We start from the raw sequence: 25,527 nt of genomic DNA, 5'->3' as shown, positions 1-25,527 counted from the left end.
CGGGAGCGGGGGTGTTGTCAGACCGGTGTGACATCGACGAGCTCCGCGGGCTGTTCATCTTCGAAGGACTGACCGACCACCAGCTGACCCGTCTGTGCGCCGATGCCGAAGTCCTGACACTGCCGCCGGGGCTGCTCTGCCGTGAGGGCGACCCGGCGGCGGTGTTCTACGTTCTGCTCGACGGTGAGATCGCGCTGTCCAAGCGATCCGGTGACCGCGATATCGACATGTGGCGGGCCTCGCAGCCCGGGTCCTATTGCGGTGCGTGGGCGGCGTTCCTGCTCGATGAGGCCGACACCTACGACAACACCGCCACGCTGACCAAACCGTCGCGCATGCTGGCCATCCCCGCGACGGCGTTCGGGACGTTCCTGCGCACCGAATTCCCCATGGCCAGCCACCTGCTGATCGCCCATTCCGACGGCCGGTCCTACCAGACCCGCATTCTCAACACCCATGACCGGCTGGTGCAGCTCGGGCAGCTGACCGCCGGGCTGACCCATGAGCTCAACAACCCGGCCGCCGCGGCAGCCCGTGCCGCCGACGAGCTCCGGGCTCAAGTGGCAGAACTGCGGCATCAGCGCGCCGAACTGCCCGATCTCGTCGAGCTGCAGGACCGGGTGGCCGAGCTGGCGGGTAAGCCCAGCACGCTGTCGGCGGTACAGAAGTCCGATCTCGAGGACGCCGTCGGCCAGTGGCTCGATGACCATGACGTGCCCGACGCGTGGGAACTGGCCAGCAGCTTCGCCGAAGCCGGACTGGACATCGACTGGATGGAACGGGTGGCCGCCGCGCCGTGCGCCGCTACCCCGGACCAGCTGAACTCGGTGCTGCGGCGGCTGCGCTCCGTCGTCGAGACCGAGCTGCTGCTCACCGAGCTGACAGACGCCACGCGGCGCATCTCCGGACTCGTCGACTACGCCAAGCAGTACTCGCAGGTGGACCGTGCGCCGTTCGACCTCAGCGACGTCCACGAGCAGCTGGAGAGCACCCTGACCATGCTGGCGCACCGGCTGGTGCCCTCCGTCACCGTCGAACGCGATTTCGGCGCGGGTATCCCGCTGCTGCCGTGTCATCCCGCCGAGCTCAACCAGGTGTGGACCAATCTGATCGACAACGCGCTCGACGCCCTCGCCGGGGCGCCTGCCGGGGTGCTGACCCTGCGCACCCGCCGCGACGGCGATTCGGTGCGCGTCGAAATCCGCGATTCCGGTCGCGGTATCCCCGCCGAACTGCTCACCCGTGTTTTCGACCCGTACTTCACCACCAAGCGGTTCGGTGAGGGCACCGGTCTGGGGCTCGACACCGCGACACGCATCGTCGACGGGCACCACGGAAATCTGTGGGCGGAATCAAAACCGGGTGACACTTGTTTCACGGTGTTGCTGCCGCTGACCGTCGCACCGGATGCTCCCGCTCCGGATTTCTCGCCGCGACCGGTTCCACCGGTGAACGTGACCGCGCCCGACACCGACGTGTTTAGGAAGGAAGCCTGATGGGCGAGCAATGCCTGGCCGAGGAGCTGCGCACGTTGTTCCTGTTCGAGCACCTCACCGATGAGCAGCTCGACATGCTGTGCGGGCACGGCCATATCGAGACCTTCCCGGCCGGTCCCCTGCATTCCGAGGGTGACCCGGCGACGTGTTTCTACGTGCTGATCGACGGCGAGTTGGTGATGACGAAGCGCTCCGGCGGCGTCGACATCGAAACCGGCCGCACCTCGCAGCGCGGCGTGTACTGCGGCGCGTGGTCGGCCTACATCCCGGGCGAGGAACACGTCTATCAGGCTTCGGTGCGGCTGACCCGCCCGTCGCGGATGTTCGTGCTCGACGCCGAAGCGTTCGCGAAGTTCATGCAGTCGCAGTTCCCCATGGCCGTGCATCTGCTCGAAGGGCACATGGTCGGCACCGCGCGGGCCCGCTCGATCCTGGATCAACGCGAGAAGCTGCTCGCACTGGGCACCATCACCGCCGGCCTGACCCATCAGCTCAACAATCCGGCGGCGGCCACCGCCCGTGCCGTCGCCGACCTGCGTGAAGGTGTCGGCCACATGCGGCACAAGCTGGCGATGGTGGCCGAGGCGAGATTCACTCCCGAGGCGCTGCGGATGCTGGTCACCATCCAGGATCAGGTGGCCGAGCAGGTGGCCAAGAGCAAGGACCTCGAACTGTCGGCACTGGAAACCTCCGACCGCGAGGATCAGATCGGCGACTGGCTCGACGACCACGGCATCGCCAGCGCCTGGGAGTACGCCCCGACGTTCGTCGAGGCCGGTCTGGACACCGACTGGCTGGAGCGGGTCTCGGCCCTGGTGGACGACGCCGACGCCTCGGCGTCGCTGCAGAGCGCGATCGGGTGGCTGAAGTACACCATCGACAACGAGCTGCGGATGAACGAGATCGCCGAGGCGAGCAAGCGCATCTCGGCGCTGCTGGCCGGAGCCAAGCAGTACTCGCAGATGGACCGCGGCGCCTACCAGAGCGCCGACATCCACGAGCTGCTGCGCAGCACCATGATGATGTTCGGCGACAAGATCGGGATGGCGGGCAAAGGCAAGCCCATCACTCTGGTCAAGGAGTGGGACGCCAGCCTGCCGGAGATCCTCTGCTATCCGGGCGATCTCAATCAGGTGTGGACCAACATCATCGACAACGCCATCCAGGCGATGGACGGCCACGGCACGTTGACCGTGCGGACCAGCCGCGAGAGTGACGGTCTGGTGCGCATCGAGATCTGCGATGACGGCCCCGGCATCCCCGAGGACATCATCGAGCGGATCTTCACCCCGTTCTTCACCACCAAACCGGTGGGCCAGGGCACCGGCCTGGGACTGGATCTGGCGTGGCGCGTCGTGGTCGAGAAGCATCGCGGCAACCTGTCGGTGCAGTCCAAGCCCGGTGACACCCGGTTCATCGTGTGCCTGCCGTTGCAGGCCCCGGCGCCGGAGTCGTCGACGCCCGCTGAACTCACCGTGAGCGAAACGGAATAGTCACCGCCGTCACACAGGTTGTCCGTGCCATGACCAAACCTGATCTCGGCACGTACGGCGTTTTCGGCCACCATTCGCTGTGGCAGCAGTTCAGTCCGGAGCAGCTCCGGGAGATCGAGAGCCTAGGCTACGGCGCCCTCTGGGCCGGCGGTTCCCCGGCCGCTGAGTTGGAGTGGGTCGACCCGATTCTGGGTGCCACGGAGAAGCTGCAGGTCGCGACAGGCATCGTCAACATCTGGACGGCAGATCCCGGTCGCACCGCCGAGTCCTTCCAGCGCATCGAGGCGGCCTACCCGGGCCGGTTCCTGCTCGGCATCGGCGTCGGTCACCCCGAAGCGCAGTCCGAGTACAAGAAGCCCTACGACGCGCTCACCGAGTATCTCGACACGCTCGACCAGCACGGCGTCCCGAAGGATCGCCGGGTGGTGGCCGCCCTGGGACCGCAGGTGCTGAAGTTGTCGGCGCGCCGCAGCGCCGGTGCCCACCCCTACCTGACCACCCCGGAACACACCGCGCAGGCGCGTGAATTGATCGGGCCGGACGCGTTGCTGGCTCCCGAGCACAAGGTGGTGCTGACCACCGATGCGGAGCAGGCGCGTGCCGTCGGGCGCAAGGCGCTGGAGGTCTACCTCAATCTCGCGAACTACCTGAACAACTGGAAACGACTCGGATTCAGTGATGCGGATGTGGCGAAACCGGGTAGTGACTCTTTGGTCGACGCCGTGATCGCCTACGGCGAGGTCGACGCCATCGCGGCCAGGCTGAAAGCGCATCTGGACGCCGGCGCCGACCATGTGCCCGTCCAGGTGCTGACCTCACCTGACAAGCTGATACCAGCACTGGCTGAGCTGGCCGGCCCGCTGGGCCTGAACTGAATACCTGTTACCGAGCCGAACTGGGAGCCCATACATGACTGACGCTGTTTCGCTGAAGCCCGACCTCGGCCGGTTCGGGGTGTGGACCGGCGGACCGGTCACCCCGGAGCAGGCGCAAGAGATCGAGAAGCTGGGGTACGGCGCCGTGTGGGTCGGGGCGTCCCCGCCCGCGGATCTCGCTTTCGTCGAACCCATCCTGGAGGCGACGTCCACGCTGCAGATCGCCACCGGCATCGTCAACATCTGGAATGCCGACGCCGAGACGGTCGCCGAGTCGTATCACCGCATCGAGAAGGCCTTCCCGGGCCGGTTCCTGCTCGGCGTCGGCGTCGGGCACCCCGAGCACACCCAGGAGTACACCAAGCCGTATACCGCGCTGGTCGAATACCTGGACGCGCTGGACGCCAAGACGGTGCCCACCAGCAGGCGGGTGATTGCCGCGTTGGGGCCCAAGGTGTTGGAGCTGGCCAAGAACCGCAGCGCCGGTGCGCATCCGTACCTGACCACACCGGAGCACACCGCGCAGGCCCGCGAGCAGGTGGGCAACAGCGTGTTCATCGCCCCGGAGCACAAGGTGGTGCTGACCACCGATGCCGACAAGGCCCGCGAGCTGGGCCGCAAGACGGTCGGGTTCTATCTCGATCTGAGCAACTACGTCAACAACTGGCGTCGGCTGGGTTTCACCTCCGACGATGTGGAACAGCCGGGCAGTGACAAGCTGATCGACGCGGTGGTCGCCTACGGCTCCCCGGAGGCCATCGCCGCGCGCCTGAAGGAGCACCTGGACGCCGGCGCCGATCATGTGGCCATTCAGGTGCTGGGCAGCAAGGACGAGCTGGTGCCCGCGCTGACCGAGCTCGCCGGACCCCTGGGGCTCAGCGGGTAGCGTCAACGGCATGCGGTTGCTCGTCACCGGTGGCGCCGGCTTCATCGGCGCCAACTTCGTTCACGCGGCGGTGCGCGACTACCCCGGCGACACGGTGACGGTGCTCGACGCCCTCACCTACGCCGGGACGCGCGAATCGCTGCGCCCGGTGGCGGGCGAAGTGCGACTGGTGGAAGGTGACATCGCCGACGCCGCCCTGGTGAACGGGTTGGTCGCCGAGTCCGACGCCGTGGTGCATTTCGCCGCCGAGACCCATGTCGACAACTCGCTGGCCGATCCGGAGCCGTTTTTGCGGGCGAACGTGATCGGGACGTTCACCCTTCTGGAGGCAGTGCGGCGGCATGGGGTGCGGTTACATCACGTCTCGACCGACGAGGTGTACGGCGATCTCGCGCTCGACAGTCCGCAGCGGTTCACCGAGCACACGCCGTACAACCCGTCGAGTCCGTACTCGTCGACCAAAGCGGCTTCGGACATGCTGGTCCGCGCCTGGGTGCGGTCCTACGGGATACGCGCCACGATTTCGAACTGCTCCAACAACTTCGGGCCCTACCAGCATGTGGAGAAGTTCATTCCCCGGCAGATCACCAACATCCTCACCGGTCGCCGGCCCAAGTTGTACGGCGCCGGGGCGAATGTGCGGGACTGGATTCACGTCGGCGACCACAACGACGCGGTGCGCCGGATCCTGGAGTCCGGTTCCCCTGGCCGGACCTACCTGATCGGCGCGGACTGTGAGCGTTCCAATCTGGTGGTGATGCGGGAGATCCTGACGCTGATGGGCCGCGACGCCGACGACTTCGATCACGTCACCGACCGCGCCGGCCACGATCTGCGTTATGCCATCGATCCGGCGTCGGTGCGCGAGCTCGGCTGGAAGCCCCGGCACGCCGACTTCCGTGACGCCCTGCGCGCGACCATCGAGTGGTACCGCACCAACGAAGACTGGTGGGGTCCCCTCAAGGAGGGCGTCGAAGCCGGCTATCTGAAACGTGGTCAGTGACATGAGCTTTCATGAACTTCGGGTGCCCGGCGCCTGGGAGATCGTCCCCCGGCTGTTTCACGACGAGCGCGGCTCGTTCTTCGAGTGGTTCACCGATCGGGAGTTCATCGAGGCCACCGGGCACCGGTTCGACCTTAGGCAGGCCAACTGCTCGACGTCGTCGGCCGGCGTGCTGCGTGGGTTGCACTTCGCGGCACTGCCACCGAGCCAGGCGAAGTACGTGACCTGTGTGCGCGGTGCGGTGTTCGACGTGGTGGTCGACATCCGGGTGGGCTCCCCCACGTTCGGACTGTGGGACGCCGTGATCCTCGACGACCGCGAGCATCGCTCGGTGTACATCTCGGAGGGCTTGGCGCACGGTTTCCTTGCGTTGCACGATGATTCGACCGTGATGTACCTGTGCTCCGCGGAGTACGCCCCCGATCGGGAACACACGATCTCCCCCACCGACGAGTCGTTGGGCATCGAGTGGCCCGCGACGGTGTTCGGCCCGGAGGTGGTGCTTTCCGACCGCGACCGCGATGCCCCCACGTTGGAGCAGGCCCTCGAAGCCGGGACCCTCCCGACCTGGGATGCGGCCCGGGAGTTCGTCGACGAACTGCGCGCCCGACTCCAGGCTTGACTGACCGCGCGAGCGCGCGTGTTTGTACGCGACACGCGCAGCGTGGGCGTACAAACACGCGCGCTCGCGCTCACGGGGACGGGACCAGCTCCAGATCGTCCGGCTTCCAGGACCCGTCGAATGCCGGGCCGTCGGGACCGTAGATGCGGAAGTAGGCGAACCAGCCGGACCCGGGAATCGTCTTGATCCAGCGGCCCTCGGCCTCCGCGGGCGGCTCGGGACCGAAGTGCAGCACCACCGAATCCCCCTCGAGCCCGGACAGCTCGAACAACGACCGCAGCGCCGCCTTGCCCTGATCGGTCTGGATCTGACTGCGCGTGGTGGCGTCGTAGACGGTCACCGACCAGAACAGCTTCGCCGGCACCGGCAGCGGCACGGTCAAGGTGTAGGTGTTGCCGCCGTCGAGGTAGGCGCCGGTGCGGTCGGACAACGCCAACCAGTACAGCGATCCGGCACCGGCGTCGCGGCGGAACATCGCCGGAGAGGTGGCGATCGCCTGGAAGAACCACTTGTCCAGCGCATAGGTGTCGCGGTAGCCGGCGGTGTCGAAGGTACCGTTCTCCGACCGCAGCGCCACCCATTCCCATTGCCGGTCGGACCACACCAGCCGCGCCGGGGTGCGGTCGGCGAAGGACTCCACCCGCATCTGCAGATTCGCCGTCTGTGCGGCCAGCTCCAGGATGCGGGTCAGCCGCTCGTCGGGTTCGAACGGCTGGCCCTTGACAATGCCGAGCGCGGCCAGCTCGCCGTATTGGGCCCGGCTGTCCTCGAGCACGGGTTCCTCATCGACGATGCGGTGCACTGATTTCCAGAACTCGATGCTGGTCTCGATGGCCAACGGCGTGGTGTCCTGCCCGCTTTCGGACATGTCCACCCACGTCGGCTCCTCCCAATCGTCCGGGCGCTCCAGGGGGTGAACCTTGACCGTCGTGACCCGCTCCAATGCGGCTCTGGCGTCACCGTCGACCGGAATGGAACGCACCGCGGCCACCACCCGGAAGGCTTCGGACCTTCCCACGTGGTAGCCCTCCGGCACGTCACCGTCGTAGCCGGGCGGCAAGATCAGGTGCTTGCCGCCGGCGCCGCCGTCGGGTCAGCCCGAAGTCGAGGATCCAGCGTTGATGGATGTCGATGACGGCGCCGACGAAGGACCCTTCGGGCACCTCGACCACCAGCGGGCCGGCATGCAGGTCCAGCAGCAGTGCGCCGTACGGGGTGTCCGAGTTCAGTGTGAAGCCGACGTGGCGTGGCTGGGTGTCGAGGTAGCCGAAGGTCTTGTTGGGCTGCACCCCCGCGGCCGCGGTGCCGTCGAAGATGGCCGCACCGGACACCGAGCGGTAGAAGTACCGGTACATCTGGACGGCCCGGTTGAGGTCGACTGCCTCGTAGGCGAGCTGGACGGTGTCGGGCAGTGGGTAGCCACCGCGCAGCGGCTCAGACGACTCTGGGTTTGCGGTCATCGCCGAAACTCCCTTCCCGGTCTGTGCTGACAGTAACTCCGCGCAGTGGCCGGGAAGGCCATTCGGGCTGGGTGTCGGCGTGGAAGCTGGAGCCTCTTGCGCCTGGCGTCAGCGATTACTAGGATATGCAAGTATCTTCTGGATCCGCATCGCGGGCGGATACCCGCGCCACTTCTCGATCTTGGGACTACTGATGACGACACAAATTCCGCACTTCATCGACGGCAAGCGCTCCACGTTGAACTCTTCGCGCACCGCCGATGTCCTCAACCCGAGCACCGGCCAGGTGCAGGCACAGGTGCTGCTGGCCTCGAAAGCCGACGTCGACACGGCAGTGGCGTCCGCGGTCGAAGCGCAGAAGGAATGGGCCGCGTGGAACCCGCAGCGGCGCGCGCGGGTGATGATGAAATTCATTCAACTCGTCAACGAGCACATAGAAGAATTAGCGGAACTGCTCTCCATCGAGCACGGCAAGACCGTCGCCGATTCCAAGGGCGACATCCAGCGCGGCGTCGAGGTCATCGAGTTCGCCATCGGCATCCCCCACCTGCTCAAGGGTGAGTTCACCGAGGGCGCGGGCTCGGGTATCGACGTCTACTCGATCCGTCAGCCGCTGGGTGTGGTCGCCGGGATCACCCCGTTCAACTTCCCGGCGATGATCCCGCTGTGGAAGGCCGGTCCGGCGTTGGCCTGCGGAAACGCGTTCATTCTCAAGCCTTCTGAGCGCGACCCCTCGGTCCCGGTCCGACTGGCCGAGCTGTTCCTGGAAGCCGGCCTGCCCGCCGGGGTTTTCCAGGTGGTCCAGGGGGACAAGGAAGCGGTCGACGCCATCCTCACCCACCCCGACATCCAGGCCGTCGGGTTCGTCGGCAGCTCGGATATCGCGCAGTACATCTACTCGACCGCCGCGGCCCACGGCAAGCGTTCGCAGTGCTTCGGCGGTGCGAAGAACCACATGATCATCATGCCCGACGCCGATCTGGACCAGGCCGTGGACGCGTTGATCGGCGCCGGTTACGGCAGCGCCGGTGAGCGGTGCATGGCGATCAGCGTCGCCGTCCCGGTGGGCGAGGAAACCGCAAACCGGTTGCGCGGCAGGCTGGTTGAGCGCATCAACCAGCTGCGGGTGGGCCACAGCCTGGATCCCAAGGCCGACTACGGGCCGCTGGTCACCGGCGCCGCACTGGAACGGGTGCGCAACTACATCGGCCAGGGCGTCGAGGCCGGCGCCGATCTGGTGGTCGACGGCCGCGAACGTGCCACCGACGAGCTGACGTTCGACGATCAGGACCTGTCGAAGGGCTTCTTCATCGGCCCCACCCTGTTCGATCACGTCACCCCCGACATGTCGATCTACACCGACGAGATCTTCGGCCCGGTGCTGTGCATCGTGCGCGCCGCCGACTACGACGAGGCCTTGAGCCTGCCCTCCAAGCACGAGTACGGCAACGGCGTGGCGATCTTCACGCGCGACGGTGATGCCGCTCGCGACTTCGTATCGAAGGTCCAGGTGGGCATGGTGGGTGTCAACGTGCCGATCCCGGTTCCGGTGGCCTATCACACCTTCGGCGGCTGGAAGCGGTCCGGCTTCGGTGATCTCAACCAGCACGGCCCGGCGTCGATCCAGTTCTACACCAAGGTCAAGACCGTCACCGAGCGGTGGCCGTCCGGCATCAAAGATGGCGCCGAGTTCGTCATCCCGACGATGAAATAGGCAGGGCCATGCAGTTATTCGGCCTCGACGACGACGAGCGCGTCATCACCGAGACGGCGGCGGCGTTCGCGGCCAAACGGCTGGCTCCGCACGCCCTGGACTGGGATGCGGCCAAACACTTTCCGGTCGAGGAGCTGCGGGCCGCCGCCGAGTTGGGAATGGCGGCGGTGTACTGCAGCGAGGACGTCGGCGGGAGCGGGCTGCGCCGACTGGACGCGGTGCGGATCTTCGAGCAGCTCGCTGCCGCTGATCCCACCGTGGCGGCGTTCCTGTCGATCCACAACATGTGCGCCTGGATGATCGACACCTACGGCACCCGGGAACAGCGCAAGAACTGGGTGCCCAAGCTCGCGTCCATGGAGGCCATCGCGTCCTACTGCCTCACCGAACCGGGTGCCGGGTCCGACGCCGCCGCACTGCGCACCCGCGCGGTGCGCTGTTCTGATGCGACTGGTGACCATTACGTCCTCGACGGGGTGAAGCAGTTCATCTCCGGGGCAGGCAGCTCGGATGTGTACGTGGTGATGGCCCGTACCGGCAACGAGGGACCACGGGGCATCTCGGCGTTTGTCGTCGAAAAGGACACTCCCGGACTCAGTTTCGGGCCCGACGAGATCAAGATGGGCTGGAACGCCCAACCCACCGCCCAGGTGATCTTCGAAGGTGTGCGGGTTCCGGCCGACGCGCTGCTCGGTGGTCCCGAAGGTGAGGGTGCCGGCTTCGGTATCGCGATGAACGGTCTCAACGGCGGCCGAATCAACATCGCAGCCTGCTCACTCGGTGGTGCGCAGACCGCCTATGAGAAGGCAGCCGCCTACGTCCGCGACCGCGAGGCCTTCGGTGGGTCGCTCCTCGATGAGCCCACCATTCGCTTCACGCTCGCGGATATGGCCACCGCGTTGCAGACATCACGAATCCTGTTATGGCAGGCGGCTTCTGCACTCGATGCCGGCGCGCCCGACAAAGTGGAGCTGTGTGCGATGGCCAAACGCTACGTCACCGACACCTGCTACGACGTCGCCGACAAGGCCTTGCAGCTGCACGGCGGTTACGGCTACTTGAAGGAATACGGGCTGGAGAAGATCGTCCGCGATCTGCGAGTGCATCGCATCCTCGAAGGCACCAATGAAATCATGCGTGTGGTGATCGGCCGCGCCGAAGCCGCCCGCGCCCGCGCCGCCGTCTGAAGGGACAACAATGACGACAATCGCATTCCTCGGCCTGGGCAACATGGGCGGTCCGATGGCTGCCAACCTGGTGGCAGCCGGGCACACCGTGCGCGCCTTCGACCTGGTGCCCGCGCTGCGCGAGGCAGTGGAAGCCAAGGGTGCCACCGCATTCGACAGTGGCGCCGCGGCCGTCGCCGAGGCCGAGGTGGTGATCACCTCGCTGCCCAACGGGGCCATCGTCAAGGCGTGCTACGCAGAGGCGCTGCCCGCCGCCAAGCCCGGCACGCTGTTCATCGACACCTCCACCATCTCGGTGGCGGACGCCCGTGACATCAACGCCCAGGCAGTAGAGGGGGGCTTTCTTCAGATCGACGCGCCCGTCTCCGGCGGTGTCAAAGGGGCCACGGCGGGCACGCTGGCGTTCATGGTCGGTGGCAGCGACGAAGCCGTCGAACGGGCCCGGCCGGTGCTCGATCCCATGGCAGGCAAGATCATTCACTGCGGCGACTCCGGCACCGGCCAGGCCGCCAAGCTGTGCAACAACATGGTGCTGGCCGTGCAACAGATCGCCATCGGTGAAGCGTTCGTGCTGGCCGAGAAGCTCGGCCTGTCGGATCAGGCGCTGTTCGACGTGATCACCGGCGCCACCGGCAACTGCTGGTCGGTGCACACGAATTGCCCGGTGCCGGGCCCGGTTCCGACGTCACCGGCCAACAACGATTTCAAACCCGGCTTCGCCACCGCGCTGATGAACAAGGACCTCGGGCTCGCGATGGATGCGGTGTCCTCCACCGGTTCCAACGCGCCGCTGGGCACCCACGCCGCCGAGATCTACCAGAAGTTCAACGAGGAGCACGCCGCCGAGGACTTCAGCGCCGTCATCAATCTGCTGCGCTGACTCTCGCCAGGCCCCCGAGGCGCGCTAGAAGTCTCCGGCGCTGTGCCGCAACGTCTCGATGGACGCCACCAACCCACGCGACTGTTCGTCCGACATACCGATATCGGCGAACACCTTCTCGTTCAGGGTCATGGTGGCGTCCTCGACGGTCGAGCGGCCCAGGTCGGTGATCTCCACCAACGTGGTGCGGCCGTCGGTGGGATGTGGCAGCCGGCGCACCAGTCCGCTGGCCTCCAGCCGCCGGATCGCGTGCGTCACGCTGGTCACGTGAACCTGTAGGCGGTCGGACGCCTTCGTGATGGGGAGCGCGCCGGCCCGGCTGAACGCCAGCAGCCGGAGCAGTTCGAAACGCGAAAAGCTCAGATCGTATGGCCGCAGCGCATTCTCGACCCTGGCCAGCAGGATCTGGTGGGCGCGCATCACCGACGTCACCGCCACCATGCCGTCGGCGACGTCACCCCAGCCGGCGCGCTCCCAGTTGGCGCGCGCCTGGGCAATCGGATCGCGCTTGTCGCCGGACTCGGACATCCGACCATTCAAGCAAATTCGGGTCCCGGCTGGCACGACGGACACCACCAGGTGCGCCGCCGCTCAGGATCTCCTGCCACTTCGGCGCGCACCCGCACGGTGGTCGCACACCGTAGGCAGGGCCGCCCGGCCCGGCCCGCCACCCAGTGCTGCTCACGCTTGTGCCGCCTACCCGTGGTCACCTGCATGGCGCCCGGCACGGTGGCCGAATGCTGCAGTGCGCGTGCACCGAGATCCAGCAGTGCGGGCACGTCGACCTCGCGTACCGGAGTCCACGGGCTGTGCCCCCGCAGGAAGCACAGCTCGTTGGCCCAGAGGTTGCCGAAGCCTGCCACACAGCGCTGGTCGAGCAGGGCGGCCACGAGTGGGCGATCGGGTTCGGCGGTGATCCGGCGCGCGGCCTCGGCGGCGTCCCAGTCCTCGCGCAACGGATCCGGGCCCAGATGACCGATGACGTCGGCCTCGTCGCGGGTGCGCAACAGGTCCACGACGGGCAGCCGCACGCCGTAGGCGGCCGGGCCGTCGGTCCGCAGGATCACACGCACGTCGGGCATCACCGCACGGGGCAGCCACCGCCCGGCCGACGACACGGTCCAGGAACCCGACATGCGCAGATGGGTGTGCAGCGTCAGATCGCCCGAGAGCCTGGTCAACAGGTGCTTGCCATGTGTCACCTGTGCCAGCACCGTCCGCCCCGCGAGGTCGGCGGTCGCATGCGCGGGCACCCGCAACTCGCCGTGGGTCAGGGTGCGCCCACCCAGCGCGGTATCGAGCCGGCGGGCCAGCACGTAGACGGTGTCACCCTCGGGCACGGTGCTCAGTCAAACGTCTTCTCCAAGAGGACCTCGCCGGAATCCGCCGACACCACCTGCACGGCAGCGATCTCGTTTCTGCTCAGCGAAGTGCTGGCCTGCGGCAGGGCCGTCGCGCCTGTCACCGCCGTCCACGTCGCCAACCGGGTCTCCCTGCCGTCACGACCCACGGTCACCATCGCCAACCTGTCGCCGTCGTCCTCTTCTTCGGGTTCGCCGGGCGTGTGGGTGTACGTGCACGCCATGGCGATATGCGTACCCCAATCGTGGTCGGTGAGCGTCATCGTCGCGGTGAACTCCGACGGCTCGACCGCCACGAGTTCCACGGATGCGGCGTTCGAGGCGGGCGCAGGCGAACTCGGCCACACCGCGACCACCAGAGCGATGGCCAGGAGCACTGCGGCCGCCGAGACCATCGACACGGCCCACCTCGACCGACGCCGCCGCTGGGCCACCTTGGACAGCACAGCGCCGAGCATCTCCGGCGGCATCTCGGGCGCCGGCGGCTCATCGGCCACCGAGTCACGGTCCAGCAGCGCGAGCAGCGCCGGCATGCCGCTGAGGTCGGTCACCGCCGACCGGCATGCCATACACCGGTGCAGATGCGCTTCGTACTCGCGGCGCTCGTCACTGGCCAACGAACCCAACACGTACGCGGCGTCCCACAGTGCGTACGGATCCCCCGGCGTCATCTCGTCACTCCCATTTCCTGCAGGGTCAGCCGCAGCGCGCGTACCGCGTAGTGCAGGCGCGATTTCACCGTGCCTTCGGCGATCTGCAGGTCCACAGCGATTTGCGCGGTCGTCCAGCCGAGGTAGTAGGACCGCCGGATCACCGCGCGGTGATCGGCGGACAGTTGGGCCATCGCGTCACCGATCAGCAGCCGGTCCAGGGCGGCGTTCACCTCGTCGGGACCTGGGTCTTCGTGCTCGGCGCCGGCATCGGGTGATTCGTGCCGAAAGCGTGCGCTGCGGCGCTCGTCGATGATCATGTTGCGGGCGACGGTGAACAACCAGGCCCGCGCGGGTCGTTCGGTGTGGCCGACGGCCTCGGGGTGCTCCCAGGCCCGCAGCAGGGTTTCCTGCACCACGTCTTCGGCGCGGGTGCGGTCCCCGGTCAGGCGCATGGCATATCGCCACAACGCAGCGGCGTGCTCGTCGTACAGCGAGCGCAGCAGTACGGTCTCCGGGTCGTCCATCAGGCAACCTCCCGATCGTTCCACGAAACGGGTGGCCAACTGGTTCAAGTGTGCGCGCAGCCGCGGGCGAACACACCGAGAACGCCCAATCGTGAGAGTGGGCGGCGGGGGTCAGAGCGTCAGGATGCGGGGGCCGTCCTCGGTGACCGCGACGGTGTGCTCCCAGTGGGCGGCGCGCGAGCCGTCGGCGGTGATGACCGTCCACTCGTCTTCCAGGACTTTCGTGCGGGTGGAACCGAGGGTCAGCATCGGTTCGATGGCCAGCACCGATCCGGGTGCCAGGAACGGGCCCCGCCCGGGCGGCCCTTCGTTGGGCAGGAACGGGTCCATGTGCATCTGCCGTCCGATGCCGTGGCCGCCGTACCCGGCCACGATGCCGAACTTGCGACCGTATTTGGCCTCGGCGGCCTTCGTACCGCTCTCGATGGCGTGCGAGATGTCGCCCAGCTTGTTTCCCGGGACCATCGCCGCGATACCGGCCTCCATGGATTCCCGCGTCGCCGCCGAGAGGTTCTCGTCCGCCGGGATCAGCGGGCCGACACCGAAGGTGACGGCGGAGTCGCCGTGCCAGCCGTCGACGATGGCACCGCAGTCGATCGAGACCAGGTCACCGGAGGCCAGTACATCGGCGGACGACGGGATGCCGTGCACCACCCGGTCGTTGACCGACGAGCAGATGCTCGCCGGGTAGCCGTGGTAACCCAGGAAGGACGGCACCCCGCCGCCGTCACGGATGACGGCCTCGGCGATGCGGTCCAGATCCAGTGTCGAAACCCCGGGTGCGGCGGCGTCGCGGACCGCTCGTAGCGCCTTGGCGACCAGCCCTCCGGCCAGCGCCATGGCGTCGAGCTCGCCAGGGCTGCGCTGCGGCACCACTTTGCGGCCGCGCAGTCCGGGGATGGAGACCATTACTTGCCGAGTGCCTGCAGCGCCCGGGCGAACACCTCGTCGAGCGAGCCGACGGCGTCGACGGTCTTGAGTTCGGCGCTGTAGTGGTCCAGCAGCGGGGCGGTCTCGTCGCGGTAGACCTTGAACCGGTTGCGGATGACGTCTTCGGTGTCGTCGGCGCGGCCGCGGCCCTTGAGGCGCTGCACCAGTTCCTCCTCGGGAACGCGGAACTCCACCACGGCGTCGAGCTTCAGCCCGCGCTTGGCGAGCATCTCTTCGAGTGCCTCGGCCTGCTCGACCGAGCGGGGGAAGCCGTCGAGAATGAAGCCTGCGGCGGCGTCCTCGTCGTCGAGCCGGTCGTCGACCAGCGCATTGGTGAGCGTCGCGGGTACCAGGTCGCCGGCGTCGAGGTACTTCTTGGCCTCGACCCCGAGTTCGGTGCCGGTGCTGATGTTGTGCCGGAACAGGTCACCCGTGGAGATCTGCGGGACTCCGAGCTTCTCGGCCAGCTTCACGGCTTGTGTGCCCTTGCCGGCGCCCGGCGGTCCGAGCAAAACGATTCTCAACTTGCCGAACCCTTCTGTCACTTGAGGAAGCCCTCGTAGTTGCGCTGCATGAGCTGGCTCTCGATCTGCTTCACGGTGTCCAGGCCGACGCCGATCATGATCAGCACCGCGGTGCCGCCGAAGGGCAGGTTCTGCACACCGCCGCCGCTGTTCCCGATGTCGAGGAACACGTTGGGCAGCACCGCGATGATGCCGAGGTAGACCGAGCCGGGCAGCGTGATCCTGCTCAGTACGTAACGCAGATAGTCCGCGGTGGGCTTACCCGGGCGGATGCCGGGGATGAAGCCACCGAACTTCTTCATCTCATCAGCGCGTTCGTCGGGGTTGAAGGTGATCGACACGTAGAAGTAGGTGAAGAACACGATCAGGCCGAAGTACACGGCGATGTAGATGGGGTCGGACGGGTTGGACAGGTAGTCGGCGACGAACTTGTCCCACCAGCCGGTGCCGGGGTTGGAGCTGCCGCTCTGGATCAACTGCGTGATCAGCTGCGGGATGTAGATCAACGACGAGGCGAAGATGACCGGGATGACGCCCGCCTGGTTGACCTTCAGCGGCAGGTAGGTCGAGGTGCCGCCGTACATCTTGCGGCCCACCATGCGCTTGGCGTACTGCACCGGGATGCGGCGCTGGCCCTGCTCGACGAACACCACGCCGATGATGATGATCAGCGCCGCGACGCACACCAGCGCGAAGACCATGTTGCCGCGGCTGTCCAGGATGGCCTTGCCCTCGCCCGGGATGGCGGCGGCGATGCCGGCGAAGATCAGCAGCGACATGCCGTTGCCGATACCGCGCTCGGTGACCAGCTCGCCCATCCACATCACCAGCGCCGCGCCTGCGGTCATCACGATGACGATGACCACCAGGGTGAAGATGCTCTGGTCGTTGATGATGTCGAGCGCGCAGCCCTGCAGCAGGCCGCCGTTGGCCGCCAGCGCCACGATCGAGGTGGCCTGCAGAACCGCCAGCGCGATGGCCAGATACCGCGTGTACTGCGTCATCTTGGCCTGGCCGGACTGGCCTTCTTTACGGAGCTGTTCGAAGCGTGGGATCACGACGGTCAGCAGCTGCACGATGATGCTGGCGGTGATGTAGGGCATCACGCCGACGGCGAACACCGACAGCTGTAGCAGCGCGCCGCCGGAGAACAGGTTGATCAGCGAATAGATCTGACCTGATTCGCCACCGCTGACCTGCTCGATGCACTGCTGCACGTTGCCGTAGTTGACCCCGGGCGACGGCAGTGTTGCACCGACGCGATAGAGGATCACCATCGCCAGCGTGAACAGGATCTTCCGCCTCAGGTCGGCTGTCCGCAGCGATGAGATGAAAGCCGAGAGCACTCTTCCTCCTGGGCAGCCGGGCTCTATCGCGGCGTGCCGATGGGGCTGGCCGAACCAGCGTCGGGTAATCCTGTGTCATACGCCGAGAACCGGCAGGCCAGAGTGGGTAACCACAGCCAGCGGTCTTGCGCGTCAAATCAGTGTACGAGAGTAACAGCTGGGGCCCTCACCGCCCGCATCAGCGCAGCCGCAGTTTCCTCTCAGGCGGCTGTCAGTATTTCCGGCGTACCGTGGATTACATCTCGTTAAGTCAGCTAAGCAACTCCGGAGAGGACCTGTACACCGATGGCGCGCACCGACAATGACACGTGGGATCTGGCCTCGAGCGTGGGGGCGACCGCGACCATGGTGGCCGCCGCCCGCGCCATGGCCACCAAGGCGCCCAACCCGGTGATCAACGATCCTTTCGCCGAGCCGTTGGTCCGCGCGGTGGGTGTCGATTTCTTCACCAAGCTGGCCAGCGGCGAGCTCAAGCCCGAGGACCTCGACGAGAGTCCGGCCGAATCGTCGGCGCGAGGTGCCATGCGGTTCGCCGACGGGATGGCCGCGCGCACCCGGTTCTTCGACGACTTCTTCCTCCAGGCGGGTAAGGCCGGCATCAAACAGGCCGTCATCCTGGCCGCCGGCCTGGACGCCCGCGCCTACCGGCTGGACTGGCAGCCCGGCACCGTCGTGTACGAGATCGACCAGCCCGAGGTGATCGCGTTCAAGACCCAGGCGCTGGCCGACCTCGGCGCCGAACCCACCGCCGAGCGCCGTGCGGTGGCCATCGACCTTCGTGACGACTGGCCGGCCGCACTCCGCGAAGCCGGGCTCAACACCGCCGAGCCCGTCGCGTGGATCGCCGAAGGTCTGCTGGGTTACCTGCCACCCGAAGCGCAGGACCGGCTGCTCGACACCATCACCGAACTGAGCCCTGTCGGGAGCCGGCTGGCCGTCGAAGGCGTTCCCAGCATCAGCGCCGAGGATCAGGAAGCCGCCCGCGAGCGGATGCAGTCGGTGACCGACCGGTGGCAGGACCACGGATTCGATCTCGACTTCTCCGAGTTGACCTATCTCGGTGACCGCGCCGACGTGCCGACCTATCTGCAGGAGCGCGCCTGGGGCACCACCACGCTCACCACCAACGAGCTGCTGACCCGGGCCGGCCTGGCACCCATCGAGAAGGACGAGGTCGGTTTCGCAGACGTCCTCTACATCACCGCCGTCCGATGAGCTCGCCTGCCGGACGCACCGACTCCGACAGCTGGGATCTGGCCTCCAGCGTCGGCGCGACGGCCACCATGGTCGCCGCCGCACGCGCGCTGGCGAGCACCGAGCCCGGCGCGTTGATCGACGATCCGTTCGCCGCGCCGCTGGTGCGTGCGGTCGGCGTGGAGTTCTTCACCAAGATGGTCGACGGTGAGCTCGAGGTACCGGCCGAGGCCCAGGAGGCGGCGGCGGCCATGACGACGGTCATGGAGGTACGCACCCGGTTCTTCGACGACTTCTTCCTGCAGACGGGCCTCACCCAGGCGGTCATCCTGGCCTCCGGCCTGGACTCCCGTTCGTACCGCCTGCCCTGGCCCACCGGCACCGTGGTCTACGAGCTCGATCAGCCCGAGGTCATCGAGTTCAAGACCCGGACACTGACTGATCTCGGTGCCGTGCCCACCGCTGAGCTCCGGACGGTACCGATCGATCTGCGCGAGGATTGGCCCGCGGCACTGCGCGCCGCCGGGTTCGATGCCCACGCGCCGACGGCCTGGAGCGCCGAGGGGCTGCTGATCTACCTGCCGCCGGAAGCGCAGGACCGGCTGTTCGACAACATCACCGCACTCAGTGCTCCCGGCTCCCGGTTGGCCACCGAGTACCACCCCGACGCGGGAGCGGCCATCGGGCAGCGCGCCGCGGAGATTCGCCGGCTCTTTGATCAAAACGGCCGGGGTTCCCGGCCTTTCGACCTCGACTTCGCCGACCTCTCCTACAGCGGTCAGCGCAACCCCGTCGTCGACTACCTGGGTGCACGCGGCTGGGAGGTGAGCGCACGGCCGCGCCCGGAGGTGTTCGCCGACGTGGGCCGCACCTTCCCCACCTCCGAAACGCTCGCACCTCTGCGCAATTCGCTGTCGGTGCTGGCCACCCGCGTCTGAAAGGACATTCACATGCCACGTTCTGAAGCCGACACCTGGGATCTGGCGTCCAGCGTCGGAGCCACCGCGACCGCCGTCGCCGCCGGGCGCGCGCTGGCGTCGCAGGGCCCGGACGCGCTGCTCGACGACCCCCTGGCGGAGCCGCTGGTGCGCGCGGTCGGGGTCGAGCACTTCATCAAGATGGTCGACGGTGAGCTCGCCCTCGACGACGACCCCGTGCTGAACCGTCGCGCCCTCAATGAGCAGATGGCCGTGCGTACCCGGTTCTTCGACGACTTCTTCCTGGAGTCGGGCCTCACCCAGGCGGTCATTCTGGCCGCCGGTCTGGACACCCGGGCATACCGGTTGAACTGGCCGGCCGGAACCGTGGTCTACGAGGTGGACCAACCCGAGGTCATCGAGTTCAAGAGCCGGACACTGGCCGGTCTCGGTGCCGAACCGGAAGCGCAGCGCCGCACCGTGGGGATCGACCTGCGCGACGACTGGCCCACCGCGCTGCGCGAGGCCGGCTTCGACAGCCGGCAACCGACCGCGTGGATCGCCGAGGGGCTGCTGGTGTATCTGCCACCGGAGGCCCAGGACCGGCTCTTCGACCACATCACCGCGCTGTCGGCACCGGGCAGCCGACTGGCCACCGAGCACATGGATGTGCATTCCCTGCCGGCCGACTGGGCCGAGAAACTCGACGAGCGGACGCGCCGAACCGGCTCGGACATCAAGCTCGCTGAGCTGTTCTACACCGGGGAGCGCAACTCCGCGGGGGCCTACCTGCACGGCAAGGGCTGGCAGGTGACGACCCTGCCGGCCGCAGAAGCGTTCGCGGCCAACGGGTTCGCGCTGCCGAATGACGAGCTGACCGCTTTCATCGGTGGGGATTCCGGTTATCTGACCGCGGTCCTACAGTAGGGGCATGGCGCGCAGCGAAGGCGACTCCTGGGATCCGGCGTCGAGCGTCGGCACCACCGCCACCATGGTGGCCGCTGCCCGCGCGGTGGCCACCGCCAGCTCATCGACGACCCGTTCGCCGCTCCCCTGGTCCGCGCTGTCGGCCTCGACTTCTTCACCAGGATGGTCGACGGTGACCTCGACATCACGCAGTTTCCGGATTTCACACCGGAGCGCGTGGAGGCGATGGTCGACGGGATGGCGTTGCGCACCAAGTTCTTCGACGACTATTTCATAGCGGCCGGCGACACCGGAATCCGGCAGGCCGTGATCCTGGCCTCGGGGTTGGACTCCCGCGCCTACCGGCTGCCCTGGCCCGGCGGCACTGTCGTGTACGAACTCGACCAGCCGCAGGTGATCGAGTTCAAGACCGACACCCTGAGCCGCCTCGGCGCGCAGCCGACCGCACAACGGCGTGCCATCGGCGTCGACCTGCGTGACGACTGGCCGGCCGCCTTGCGCGAGGCCGGCTGGACGACCGACCAGCCGACGGCGTGGTGCGCCGAGGGGTTGCTGATCTATCTGCCTCCGGAGGCACAGGATCGCCTGTTCGACACCATCATCGGCATGAGCGCACCCGGCAGCACTCTGGCCACCGAGTACGCTCCCGGCATCGTCGACCTGGATGCCGAGCGCGCGCAAGCGGCGTCGGCCACGTTCGCCACCCAGGGTCTCGAACTGGACATGGCGTCGCTGGTGTACACCGGCCAGCGGCACAGCGCGATGGATTACCTCGGCGAGCGCGGCTGGCAGGTCACTGCGGTGACCACCTCGGAGTTGTTCTCCCGCAACGGACTTCGTGCACCTGAGCCGAACGAACAAGATCCGCTGGGCGAGATCGTGTACGTCAGCGCGACGTTACGGTAGCGGCGTAGGCGCCTCCGGCGAACCCTAAACTGCCGACGGGGCGTGGGTCAGCGCCCGAGCCATCCGCCGTCGACATTCATCACTGCGCCGTGCATGTAACGCGCATCGTGGGAAACGAGGAACGCTGCTGCGTCGGCGATTTCCTCCGCTGATCCCCACCGTCCGGCCGGAATACGCGCCGAGATCTGTTCATTGCGCTCTGGATCGGCGATCAGCGCGTCATTCATGTCGGTGATGACGTACCCGGGCGCGATCGCGTTGACGTTCACACCTCGACCGGCCCACTCGTTGGCGAAGGCCTTGGTGAGCTGCGCCAACCCGCCCTTGCTCGCGGCGTAGCCCGGCACCGTCACGCCCCCTTGATAACTGAGCAGTGACGCCATGAAGACGATCTTCCCCGACCCCGCGGTGACCATGTCGCCGCCCAGCTCGCGGGTCAGGATGAACGGTGCCGTCAGGTTCACCGCGATGACCTCGTCCCACAGCTCGTCGCCGTGGGTCTGCGCCGGCGCCCGGCGGTTGATCCCGGCGGCGTGAACGAGGATGCCTGGCTGCCACGGGCGGATCTGCTCGATGGCTGCGTAGACCTCCGCCCGCTTCTCGAGAGCGGCCGCGACGGGCAGAAACCGCCGGCCGTGTGCGGCCACGCGGTCCGCGCATTCACCCATGGCCGCAACAGATCTCGCGACACCGATGACGTCGGCGCCCTCACGGGCGAGGCGCTCCGCGATGGCCAGGCCTATCCCCCGGCTCGCCCCCGTGACCACCGCGGTGCGGCCGCGCACGCTCATGGTCGGCCATCCCGGCCGTGTACGCGCGAGCCGAGTAGATGCGAGATGGTGCGTGCGCACCCGATCACCGCCGTCCCCAGTTCGACGTCCATGCTGGCGTTCACGCGGTCGGCCGGGCCGCCGATACTCACTGCGGCAACGATGGATCCGGTGTGGTCGAAGATCGGGGCCGCGTAACCGCGGATGCCGGTTCGGTTCTCCTGGTCGTCGATCGCGTACCCCCGCTCGCGGGTCAGGGCGAGGTCGTCGTCGAGCGCGGCCCGCTCCGTCAAGGTGTTCGCGGTACGCGGTGTGAGCACGGCGGGTAGGTGGCGCGCTGCCACGTCGGGCCCCATCCACGCCAGGATCGCCTTGCCGATCGCCGTGGCGTACGCGGGGACCGCCGCTCCGACCCGGCTGAAGATGCGTACCGGGTGGGGCGAGTCGACGAGTTCGATGTAGACGACGTCCTCTCCGGTGACGATGCCCAGATGCGCCGTTTCGCCGGTATCGTCCACCAGCGCCCGCATTTCGGGAAGCGCCACCCGACGCAGGTCGAGCCGGTGCAGGTACTCCGACCCGAGCTGGGCGTTGGCAACCCCCAGGGCGTACACGCCGAGCTCCTCGTTGTAGCTGAGGAAATTACGTGCCACCAAGGTCCGCAACATCCGCTGGGTTGTGGCTTTGCTGTAACCGAGGATGCTGCTGCACGCCGCCAGACTCAGCCCCGGCGGGGGCTCGTCTGCGATCTTGAGCAGGACCTGAAGCGCCCGATCCAGGCTTTGGGTGCCCGCGATGGGTTCTGCGTCGTTTCGAGTCATGCCACCTCCAACCCTGTCGTGAGACTCCGTTGACCCGAACAGGTCCGCTCGATTTCCGTCACGATAGCGGTGTCAGCAACAACCCAGGTCGGTGATCGCGACCTGATCCATGTCGGTGAACGCCTGATTCTCCCCGGCCATGACCCACACGAACGCGTAATTCGATGTACCGGCACCGAAATGCACCGACCAGCTGGGGGAAACCACCAGGTCCAGATTGCTCATCGTCAGCGTGCGCAGATCGTCGGGGCGCCCCATGAAGTGCTGGATCCGGTGCGCGTCCGGCAGGTCGAAGTACAGGTACGCCTCCGTGCGTCGGTCGTGCACGTGGGGCGGCATGCTGTTCCACACGCTGCCCGGTTCGAGTGCGGTGATGCCAAGGACCAGTTGCGCCGTGGGTACGCCACCCGGCTGCAGATGCTTGTAGATGGTGCGGCGATTCGCCGTCTCGGTCTCTCCTGCCGCAGTGGCATCCGCGTCGGCGAGGGGCACCAAGGTGTGCGGGTGCGCCACGTGCGCCAACGCTGACGCGAGGAACAGCGCACTGTCCTCTTGGTCGGACGAGAACGCGACATCTCGTGCACCGCGGCCGAGATAGAGGACGTCGCCTTTGGTGAGCTCCCATTCCTGGTCGTCGGCGCGGACGCGCGCCGATCCTGCGACGGCGACGACCGCGAGTTCCCTTCGCTCGCAGAAGTAGTCAGATCGAAGCTCATCCGGTGCGGTGAGAGCCAGCCACTGTCCCACCTGGGGAATCACCCCGCCGAGCACCATCCGGTCGTGGTGGGTGTAGGACAGTCGCACTTCACCGGCGGCGAACAGATCCTTGTCGAGGAAACGCTGTCGCAGTTCCTGACCGCTGAGCGCGGCGAGGTCGTCCGGGTGGGTGGCATGTCGGATCTTCACGGATCTTCTCTCTGTTCGTTATTCGATGACGTTGGTGGGCGTGCCGGCGGCGAAGGCCAGGATGTTCTCGCCGGCCAGACGGAAGACGTCGTCAGCTTCGTCGGTGTGGAAGCCCACATGGGCTGACAGCACGACGTTCGCACCGGCGGGCGGAAGCGCATCGGTGCGCGGCGGTTCGTCGACGAAGACATCGAGGCCCGCGCCGAAGATCGTGCCCTTCTGCAGGATCTCCGCCAGAGCGGCCTGGTCGACGATTTCGGCCCGCGCTGTGTTCACCAGTATCGCCTTGTCCCGCATGCTCTCCAACAGCGGACGCGAGATGATGCCGTCGGTGTCGGTGTTGTGCGTCAAGTGCAGCGACACCACGTCCGAGGTGGCGAACAGCTCGTCGAGCTCGAGCCGTCGCGCACCCAGCCGCTGATCACGCGCTGCATCAGCGGTGCGCGACCAATAGGCGACATCCATGCCGATGCCTTGTCCCAGGCTGATCATCCTGGCGCCGATCGCCCCGGCGCCCACGACACCGAGTCGACGGCCGGCGAGCTTGAGGCCCTGGTTCTTCTCCCACCGCCCTTCGCGAACCAGGTTGTCACCCTCGGGAATCCGGCGCGCGACTGCGAACATGAGCGCCACGGCGTGTTCGGCCACACTCTGGCTGGCAAAGTCTGGAACGTTGGTGACGGTGACGCCGCACTCGTCGGCCTCGTCCATCGCCACGAAGCGCCGAGCCCCCGTACCCACGAAGCTGACCAGCTTCAGTGTGGGATTGGCCCGCAGGAGCCCGGGCGGGACAGGTCCCTGGTCCCCTACGACGTACAGCGCGTCATACCCGGCCGCCCGCGCGATGGTGGCCTCGACATCTGCGAATGATTCTTCGAACCAATCGAATTCATGCCCTGCAGCCTCGAGCGGTGCGGCGACATCCCGCAGGACGATGTCGCGGTACTGGGCCTCGCCGTCGATGCAGACGGTTTTCACTGTTGTGTTCCTTCATGTGTCGTTGTCGAAGCGGCGCTCACTACTGGCCGACCCAGCGGTTGAAAGCGTCCATCACCGGATCGAGATTGTCGGCGTAGTAGTCGGCGTCCTGCCGGATGGAGTTCTTGACGTTGTCGCCCAGGGGCAGGAACGGCTGCACTTCGGCGGGGAAGTCCTGAGGTCCCACCCCGATCACCGAGGCCGGAATCGGGGTCGGGATCTTCGAGGCGAACGCGACCTGCCCTGCGGTGTTGTTGATGACATTGGCAAGCAACTCCTGGGCCGCCGCTGGGTTGGGCGCGTCGGCGGGAATTGCCCACACACTGTTGGAGTAGCCGGCCTGATTCCAGGTGATCTCCATCGGAAAACCGTTCTCGGTCTTGGCAGTTGTGGCACGGTTGGCCCACAGGATGCCGATGTCGCAGGAGCCGTTCTCGAACGATTCGATGGACTGCGCGCCGCTGGTCCACCAGGTGATGTCGGATTTGATCTCGTCGAGTTTGCCCAGGGCACGGTCGACATCGAGGGGGTAGAGCGCATCGGGAGCCACGCCGTCGGCGAGCAGAGCGGCTTCGAGTGTCCACCCGTACTGGGGGTTGTTGAAGAAGCAGCGCTTACCTGGGAAGCGCTGCACATCCCACAGATCGCTCATCGAGGACGGCGCGGTCTCGTAGGCGTCACCGTCCCAGGCCAGCACCATACCGAAGGTGCCCACTTCGATGCCGTGCTGGTCATAGGTACCCTCGGTCAGCTTGTCCAGTGGGACGATCGAGGTGTCGATATCGGCCAGGAAGCCGGCCTCGGCGGCGGTCCGCGCATCGTTGACCGTCGGGAAGAACACCAGACTCCACGGCACCTGGCCGGCCTCCGCCGCACCGAAGAATTTTGTCGCGGCCTCGTTGTAATCGTCGGTCACCGTCACCCCGGTGTCTGCCGTGAAATCGGCGAACAGTGTCTGACTGAGCTCCGTCCAGACATCCCCACCGCTGGTGTCGTAGAAGAGGATGTCCCCGCTCAATTCGCCAGGAGTGGAGGATGTTTCAGGGGATTCACTCGATCCGCAGGCGCTGACCGCCAACGCGGTGACTGCGAGGGCCGCTCCGAGGCGACGTGTGGTGGACTTCATGTCGATGCCTGCCTTCGTGGTTGAGGTG

The 25,527-nt window shown here is 67.0% G+C and carries 26 protein-coding genes and 1 pseudogene; 13 read left to right on the top strand and 14 right to left on the bottom strand.

Annotation, left to right across the window (positions count from 1 at the left end; genetic code table 11):
• Nucleotides 1-14: 14 nt before the first annotated feature.
• Genes NL241_RS08560 through rfbC form a run of 6 tightly spaced genes read left to right on the top strand, consistent with a single transcriptional unit; the run spans nt 15 to nt 6,375 of the window.
• Nucleotides 15-1,496 carry an ATP-binding protein gene (locus NL241_RS08560; protein WP_494398268.1) on the top strand — a complete coding sequence of 494 codons (1,482 nt, stop codon included), beginning with the start codon at nt 15-17 and terminating at the stop codon, nt 1,494-1,496.
• Nucleotides 1,496-2,989: an ATP-binding protein gene (locus tag NL241_RS08555; protein ID WP_487690905.1), complete on the top strand. Its 1,494-nt coding sequence runs from the start codon at nt 1,496-1,498 to the stop codon at nt 2,987-2,989. Before NL241_RS08560 ends, NL241_RS08555 begins: the two co-directional genes overlap by 1 nt.
• A gap of 29 nt (nt 2,990-3,018) precedes the next feature.
• Nucleotides 3,019-3,864, top strand: coding sequence for an LLM class F420-dependent oxidoreductase (locus tag NL241_RS08550; RefSeq protein WP_494397294.1), 846 nt, complete (start codon nt 3,019-3,021; stop codon nt 3,862-3,864).
• Nucleotides 3,865-3,898: 34 nt separating this feature from the next.
• Nucleotides 3,899-4,750, top strand: a complete 852-nt coding sequence (locus NL241_RS08545) for an LLM class F420-dependent oxidoreductase (protein WP_487690901.1) — start codon at nt 3,899-3,901, stop codon at nt 4,748-4,750.
• A gap of 10 nt (nt 4,751-4,760) precedes the next feature.
• Nucleotides 4,761-5,753 (top strand): dTDP-glucose 4,6-dehydratase, encoded by a 993-nt coding sequence (gene rfbB / locus NL241_RS08540; RefSeq protein ID WP_494397293.1) that lies wholly within the window; start codon nt 4,761-4,763, stop codon nt 5,751-5,753.
• A gap of 1 nt (nt 5,754) precedes the next feature.
• Complete coding sequence (rfbC, locus tag NL241_RS08535) at nt 5,755-6,375, top strand: dTDP-4-dehydrorhamnose 3,5-epimerase (RefSeq protein WP_487690898.1); 621 nt, start codon at nt 5,755-5,757, stop codon at nt 6,373-6,375.
• 70 nt (nt 6,376-6,445) lie between these two features.
• On the opposite strand, the gene NL241_RS08530 is transcribed toward rfbC, so the two are convergent.
• Together NL241_RS08530 and NL241_RS08525 are read right to left on the bottom strand one after the other, a co-directional pair.
• The gene (locus NL241_RS08530; protein WP_494397292.1) at nt 6,446-7,435 is read right to left on the bottom strand and encodes a DUF1214 domain-containing protein; all 990 of its coding nucleotides are present in this window, start codon (nt 7,433-7,435) and stop codon (nt 6,446-6,448) included.
• Nucleotides 7,413-7,835 (bottom strand): DUF1254 domain-containing protein, encoded by a 423-nt coding sequence (locus NL241_RS08525; RefSeq protein WP_494397291.1) that lies wholly within the window; start codon nt 7,833-7,835, stop codon nt 7,413-7,415. The genes NL241_RS08530 and NL241_RS08525 overlap by 23 nt, the downstream gene beginning before the upstream one ends.
• A gap of 193 nt (nt 7,836-8,028) precedes the next feature.
• Here NL241_RS08525 and NL241_RS08520 point away from each other — a divergent pair, with 193 nt between their 5' ends.
• Genes NL241_RS08520 through mmsB form a run of 3 tightly spaced genes read left to right on the top strand, consistent with a single transcriptional unit; the run spans nt 8,029 to nt 11,616 of the window.
• The gene (locus tag NL241_RS08520) at nt 8,029-9,549 is read left to right on the top strand and encodes a CoA-acylating methylmalonate-semialdehyde dehydrogenase (protein ID WP_487690895.1); all 1,521 of its coding nucleotides are present in this window, start codon (nt 8,029-8,031) and stop codon (nt 9,547-9,549) included.
• A gap of 8 nt (nt 9,550-9,557) precedes the next feature.
• Entirely contained in the window at nt 9,558-10,736 is a 1,179-nt protein-coding gene (locus NL241_RS08515) for an acyl-CoA dehydrogenase family protein (protein ID WP_487690894.1), read from the top strand.
• Between the two features lie 10 nt (nt 10,737-10,746).
• The gene (gene mmsB / locus NL241_RS08510) at nt 10,747-11,616 is read left to right on the top strand and encodes a 3-hydroxyisobutyrate dehydrogenase (RefSeq protein ID WP_494397290.1); all 870 of its coding nucleotides are present in this window, start codon (nt 10,747-10,749) and stop codon (nt 11,614-11,616) included.
• Between the two features lie 24 nt (nt 11,617-11,640).
• On the opposite strand, the gene NL241_RS08505 is transcribed toward mmsB, so the two are convergent.
• The 7 genes from NL241_RS08505 to secY form a co-directional block, all read right to left on the bottom strand.
• Complete coding sequence (locus tag NL241_RS08505; protein ID WP_487690890.1) at nt 11,641-12,144, bottom strand: MarR family transcriptional regulator; 504 nt, start codon at nt 12,142-12,144, stop codon at nt 11,641-11,643.
• Nucleotides 12,145-12,152: 8 nt separating this feature from the next.
• Nucleotides 12,153-12,956 (bottom strand): DNA-formamidopyrimidine glycosylase family protein, encoded by an 804-nt coding sequence (locus tag NL241_RS08500; RefSeq protein ID WP_487690889.1) that lies wholly within the window; start codon nt 12,954-12,956, stop codon nt 12,153-12,155.
• Between the two features lie 5 nt (nt 12,957-12,961).
• A complete protein-coding gene (locus tag NL241_RS08495) occupies nt 12,962-13,648 on the bottom strand; it encodes an anti-sigma factor family protein (RefSeq protein ID WP_494397289.1) in 687 nt (228 codons plus the stop codon).
• Nucleotides 13,645-14,154, bottom strand: a complete 510-nt coding sequence (locus NL241_RS08490) for a sigma-70 family RNA polymerase sigma factor (protein WP_487690885.1) — start codon at nt 14,152-14,154, stop codon at nt 13,645-13,647. Before NL241_RS08490 ends, NL241_RS08495 begins: the two co-directional genes overlap by 4 nt.
• A gap of 111 nt (nt 14,155-14,265) precedes the next feature.
• Complete coding sequence (map, locus tag NL241_RS08485; protein ID WP_494397288.1) at nt 14,266-15,063, bottom strand: type I methionyl aminopeptidase; 798 nt, start codon at nt 15,061-15,063, stop codon at nt 14,266-14,268.
• Complete coding sequence (locus NL241_RS08480) at nt 15,063-15,608, bottom strand: adenylate kinase (RefSeq protein WP_487690881.1); 546 nt, start codon at nt 15,606-15,608, stop codon at nt 15,063-15,065. The genes map and NL241_RS08480 overlap by 1 nt, the downstream gene beginning before the upstream one ends.
• A gap of 17 nt (nt 15,609-15,625) precedes the next feature.
• Nucleotides 15,626-16,954, bottom strand: a complete 1,329-nt coding sequence (gene secY, locus NL241_RS08475) for a preprotein translocase subunit SecY (RefSeq protein ID WP_487690879.1) — start codon at nt 16,952-16,954, stop codon at nt 15,626-15,628.
• Nucleotides 16,955-17,239: 285 nt separating this feature from the next.
• Here secY and NL241_RS08470 point away from each other — a divergent pair, with 285 nt between their 5' ends.
• From NL241_RS08470 to NL241_RS08455, 4 genes and pseudogenes are all read left to right on the top strand, one after another.
• A complete protein-coding gene (locus tag NL241_RS08470; protein ID WP_487690877.1) occupies nt 17,240-18,169 on the top strand; it encodes an SAM-dependent methyltransferase in 930 nt (309 codons plus the stop codon).
• The gene (locus NL241_RS08465) at nt 18,166-19,086 is read left to right on the top strand and encodes a class I SAM-dependent methyltransferase (RefSeq protein ID WP_487690875.1); all 921 of its coding nucleotides are present in this window, start codon (nt 18,166-18,168) and stop codon (nt 19,084-19,086) included. Before NL241_RS08470 ends, NL241_RS08465 begins: the two co-directional genes overlap by 4 nt.
• A 12-nt stretch (nt 19,087-19,098) precedes the next feature.
• Nucleotides 19,099-19,992, top strand: coding sequence for a class I SAM-dependent methyltransferase (locus NL241_RS08460; protein WP_494397287.1), 894 nt, complete (start codon nt 19,099-19,101; stop codon nt 19,990-19,992).
• A gap of 4 nt (nt 19,993-19,996) precedes the next feature.
• Nucleotides 19,997-20,898: pseudogene (locus tag NL241_RS08455) on the top strand (class I SAM-dependent methyltransferase).
• Between the two features lie 47 nt (nt 20,899-20,945).
• Here the strand turns inward: NL241_RS08455 and NL241_RS08450 are convergent.
• The 5 genes from NL241_RS08450 to NL241_RS08430 all read right to left on the bottom strand — a co-directional run bounded on the left by NL241_RS08450 (nt 20,946) and on the right by NL241_RS08430 (nt 25,499).
• Nucleotides 20,946-21,689: an SDR family NAD(P)-dependent oxidoreductase gene (locus tag NL241_RS08450; protein ID WP_487690870.1), complete on the bottom strand. Its 744-nt coding sequence runs from the start codon at nt 21,687-21,689 to the stop codon at nt 20,946-20,948.
• Entirely contained in the window at nt 21,686-22,489 is an 804-nt protein-coding gene (locus NL241_RS08445) for an IclR family transcriptional regulator (protein ID WP_487690868.1), read from the bottom strand. The genes NL241_RS08450 and NL241_RS08445 overlap by 4 nt, the downstream gene beginning before the upstream one ends.
• A gap of 72 nt (nt 22,490-22,561) precedes the next feature.
• A complete protein-coding gene (kduI, locus tag NL241_RS08440) occupies nt 22,562-23,395 on the bottom strand; it encodes a 5-dehydro-4-deoxy-D-glucuronate isomerase (RefSeq protein WP_494397286.1) in 834 nt (277 codons plus the stop codon).
• Between the two features lie 18 nt (nt 23,396-23,413).
• Nucleotides 23,414-24,373, bottom strand: coding sequence for a 2-hydroxyacid dehydrogenase (locus tag NL241_RS08435; protein ID WP_487690865.1), 960 nt, complete (start codon nt 24,371-24,373; stop codon nt 23,414-23,416).
• A 40-nt stretch (nt 24,374-24,413) separates the two neighbouring features.
• Entirely contained in the window at nt 24,414-25,499 is a 1,086-nt protein-coding gene (locus tag NL241_RS08430; RefSeq protein WP_487690864.1) for an extracellular solute-binding protein, read from the bottom strand.
• Nucleotides 25,500-25,527: the final 28 nt, after the last annotated feature.

This window comes from Mycolicibacterium sp. SMGY-1XX (assembly GCF_059132455.1).
Note: the sequence above shows the minus strand (reverse complement) of the source record. Positions and strands in the feature narration are given on the sequence as shown.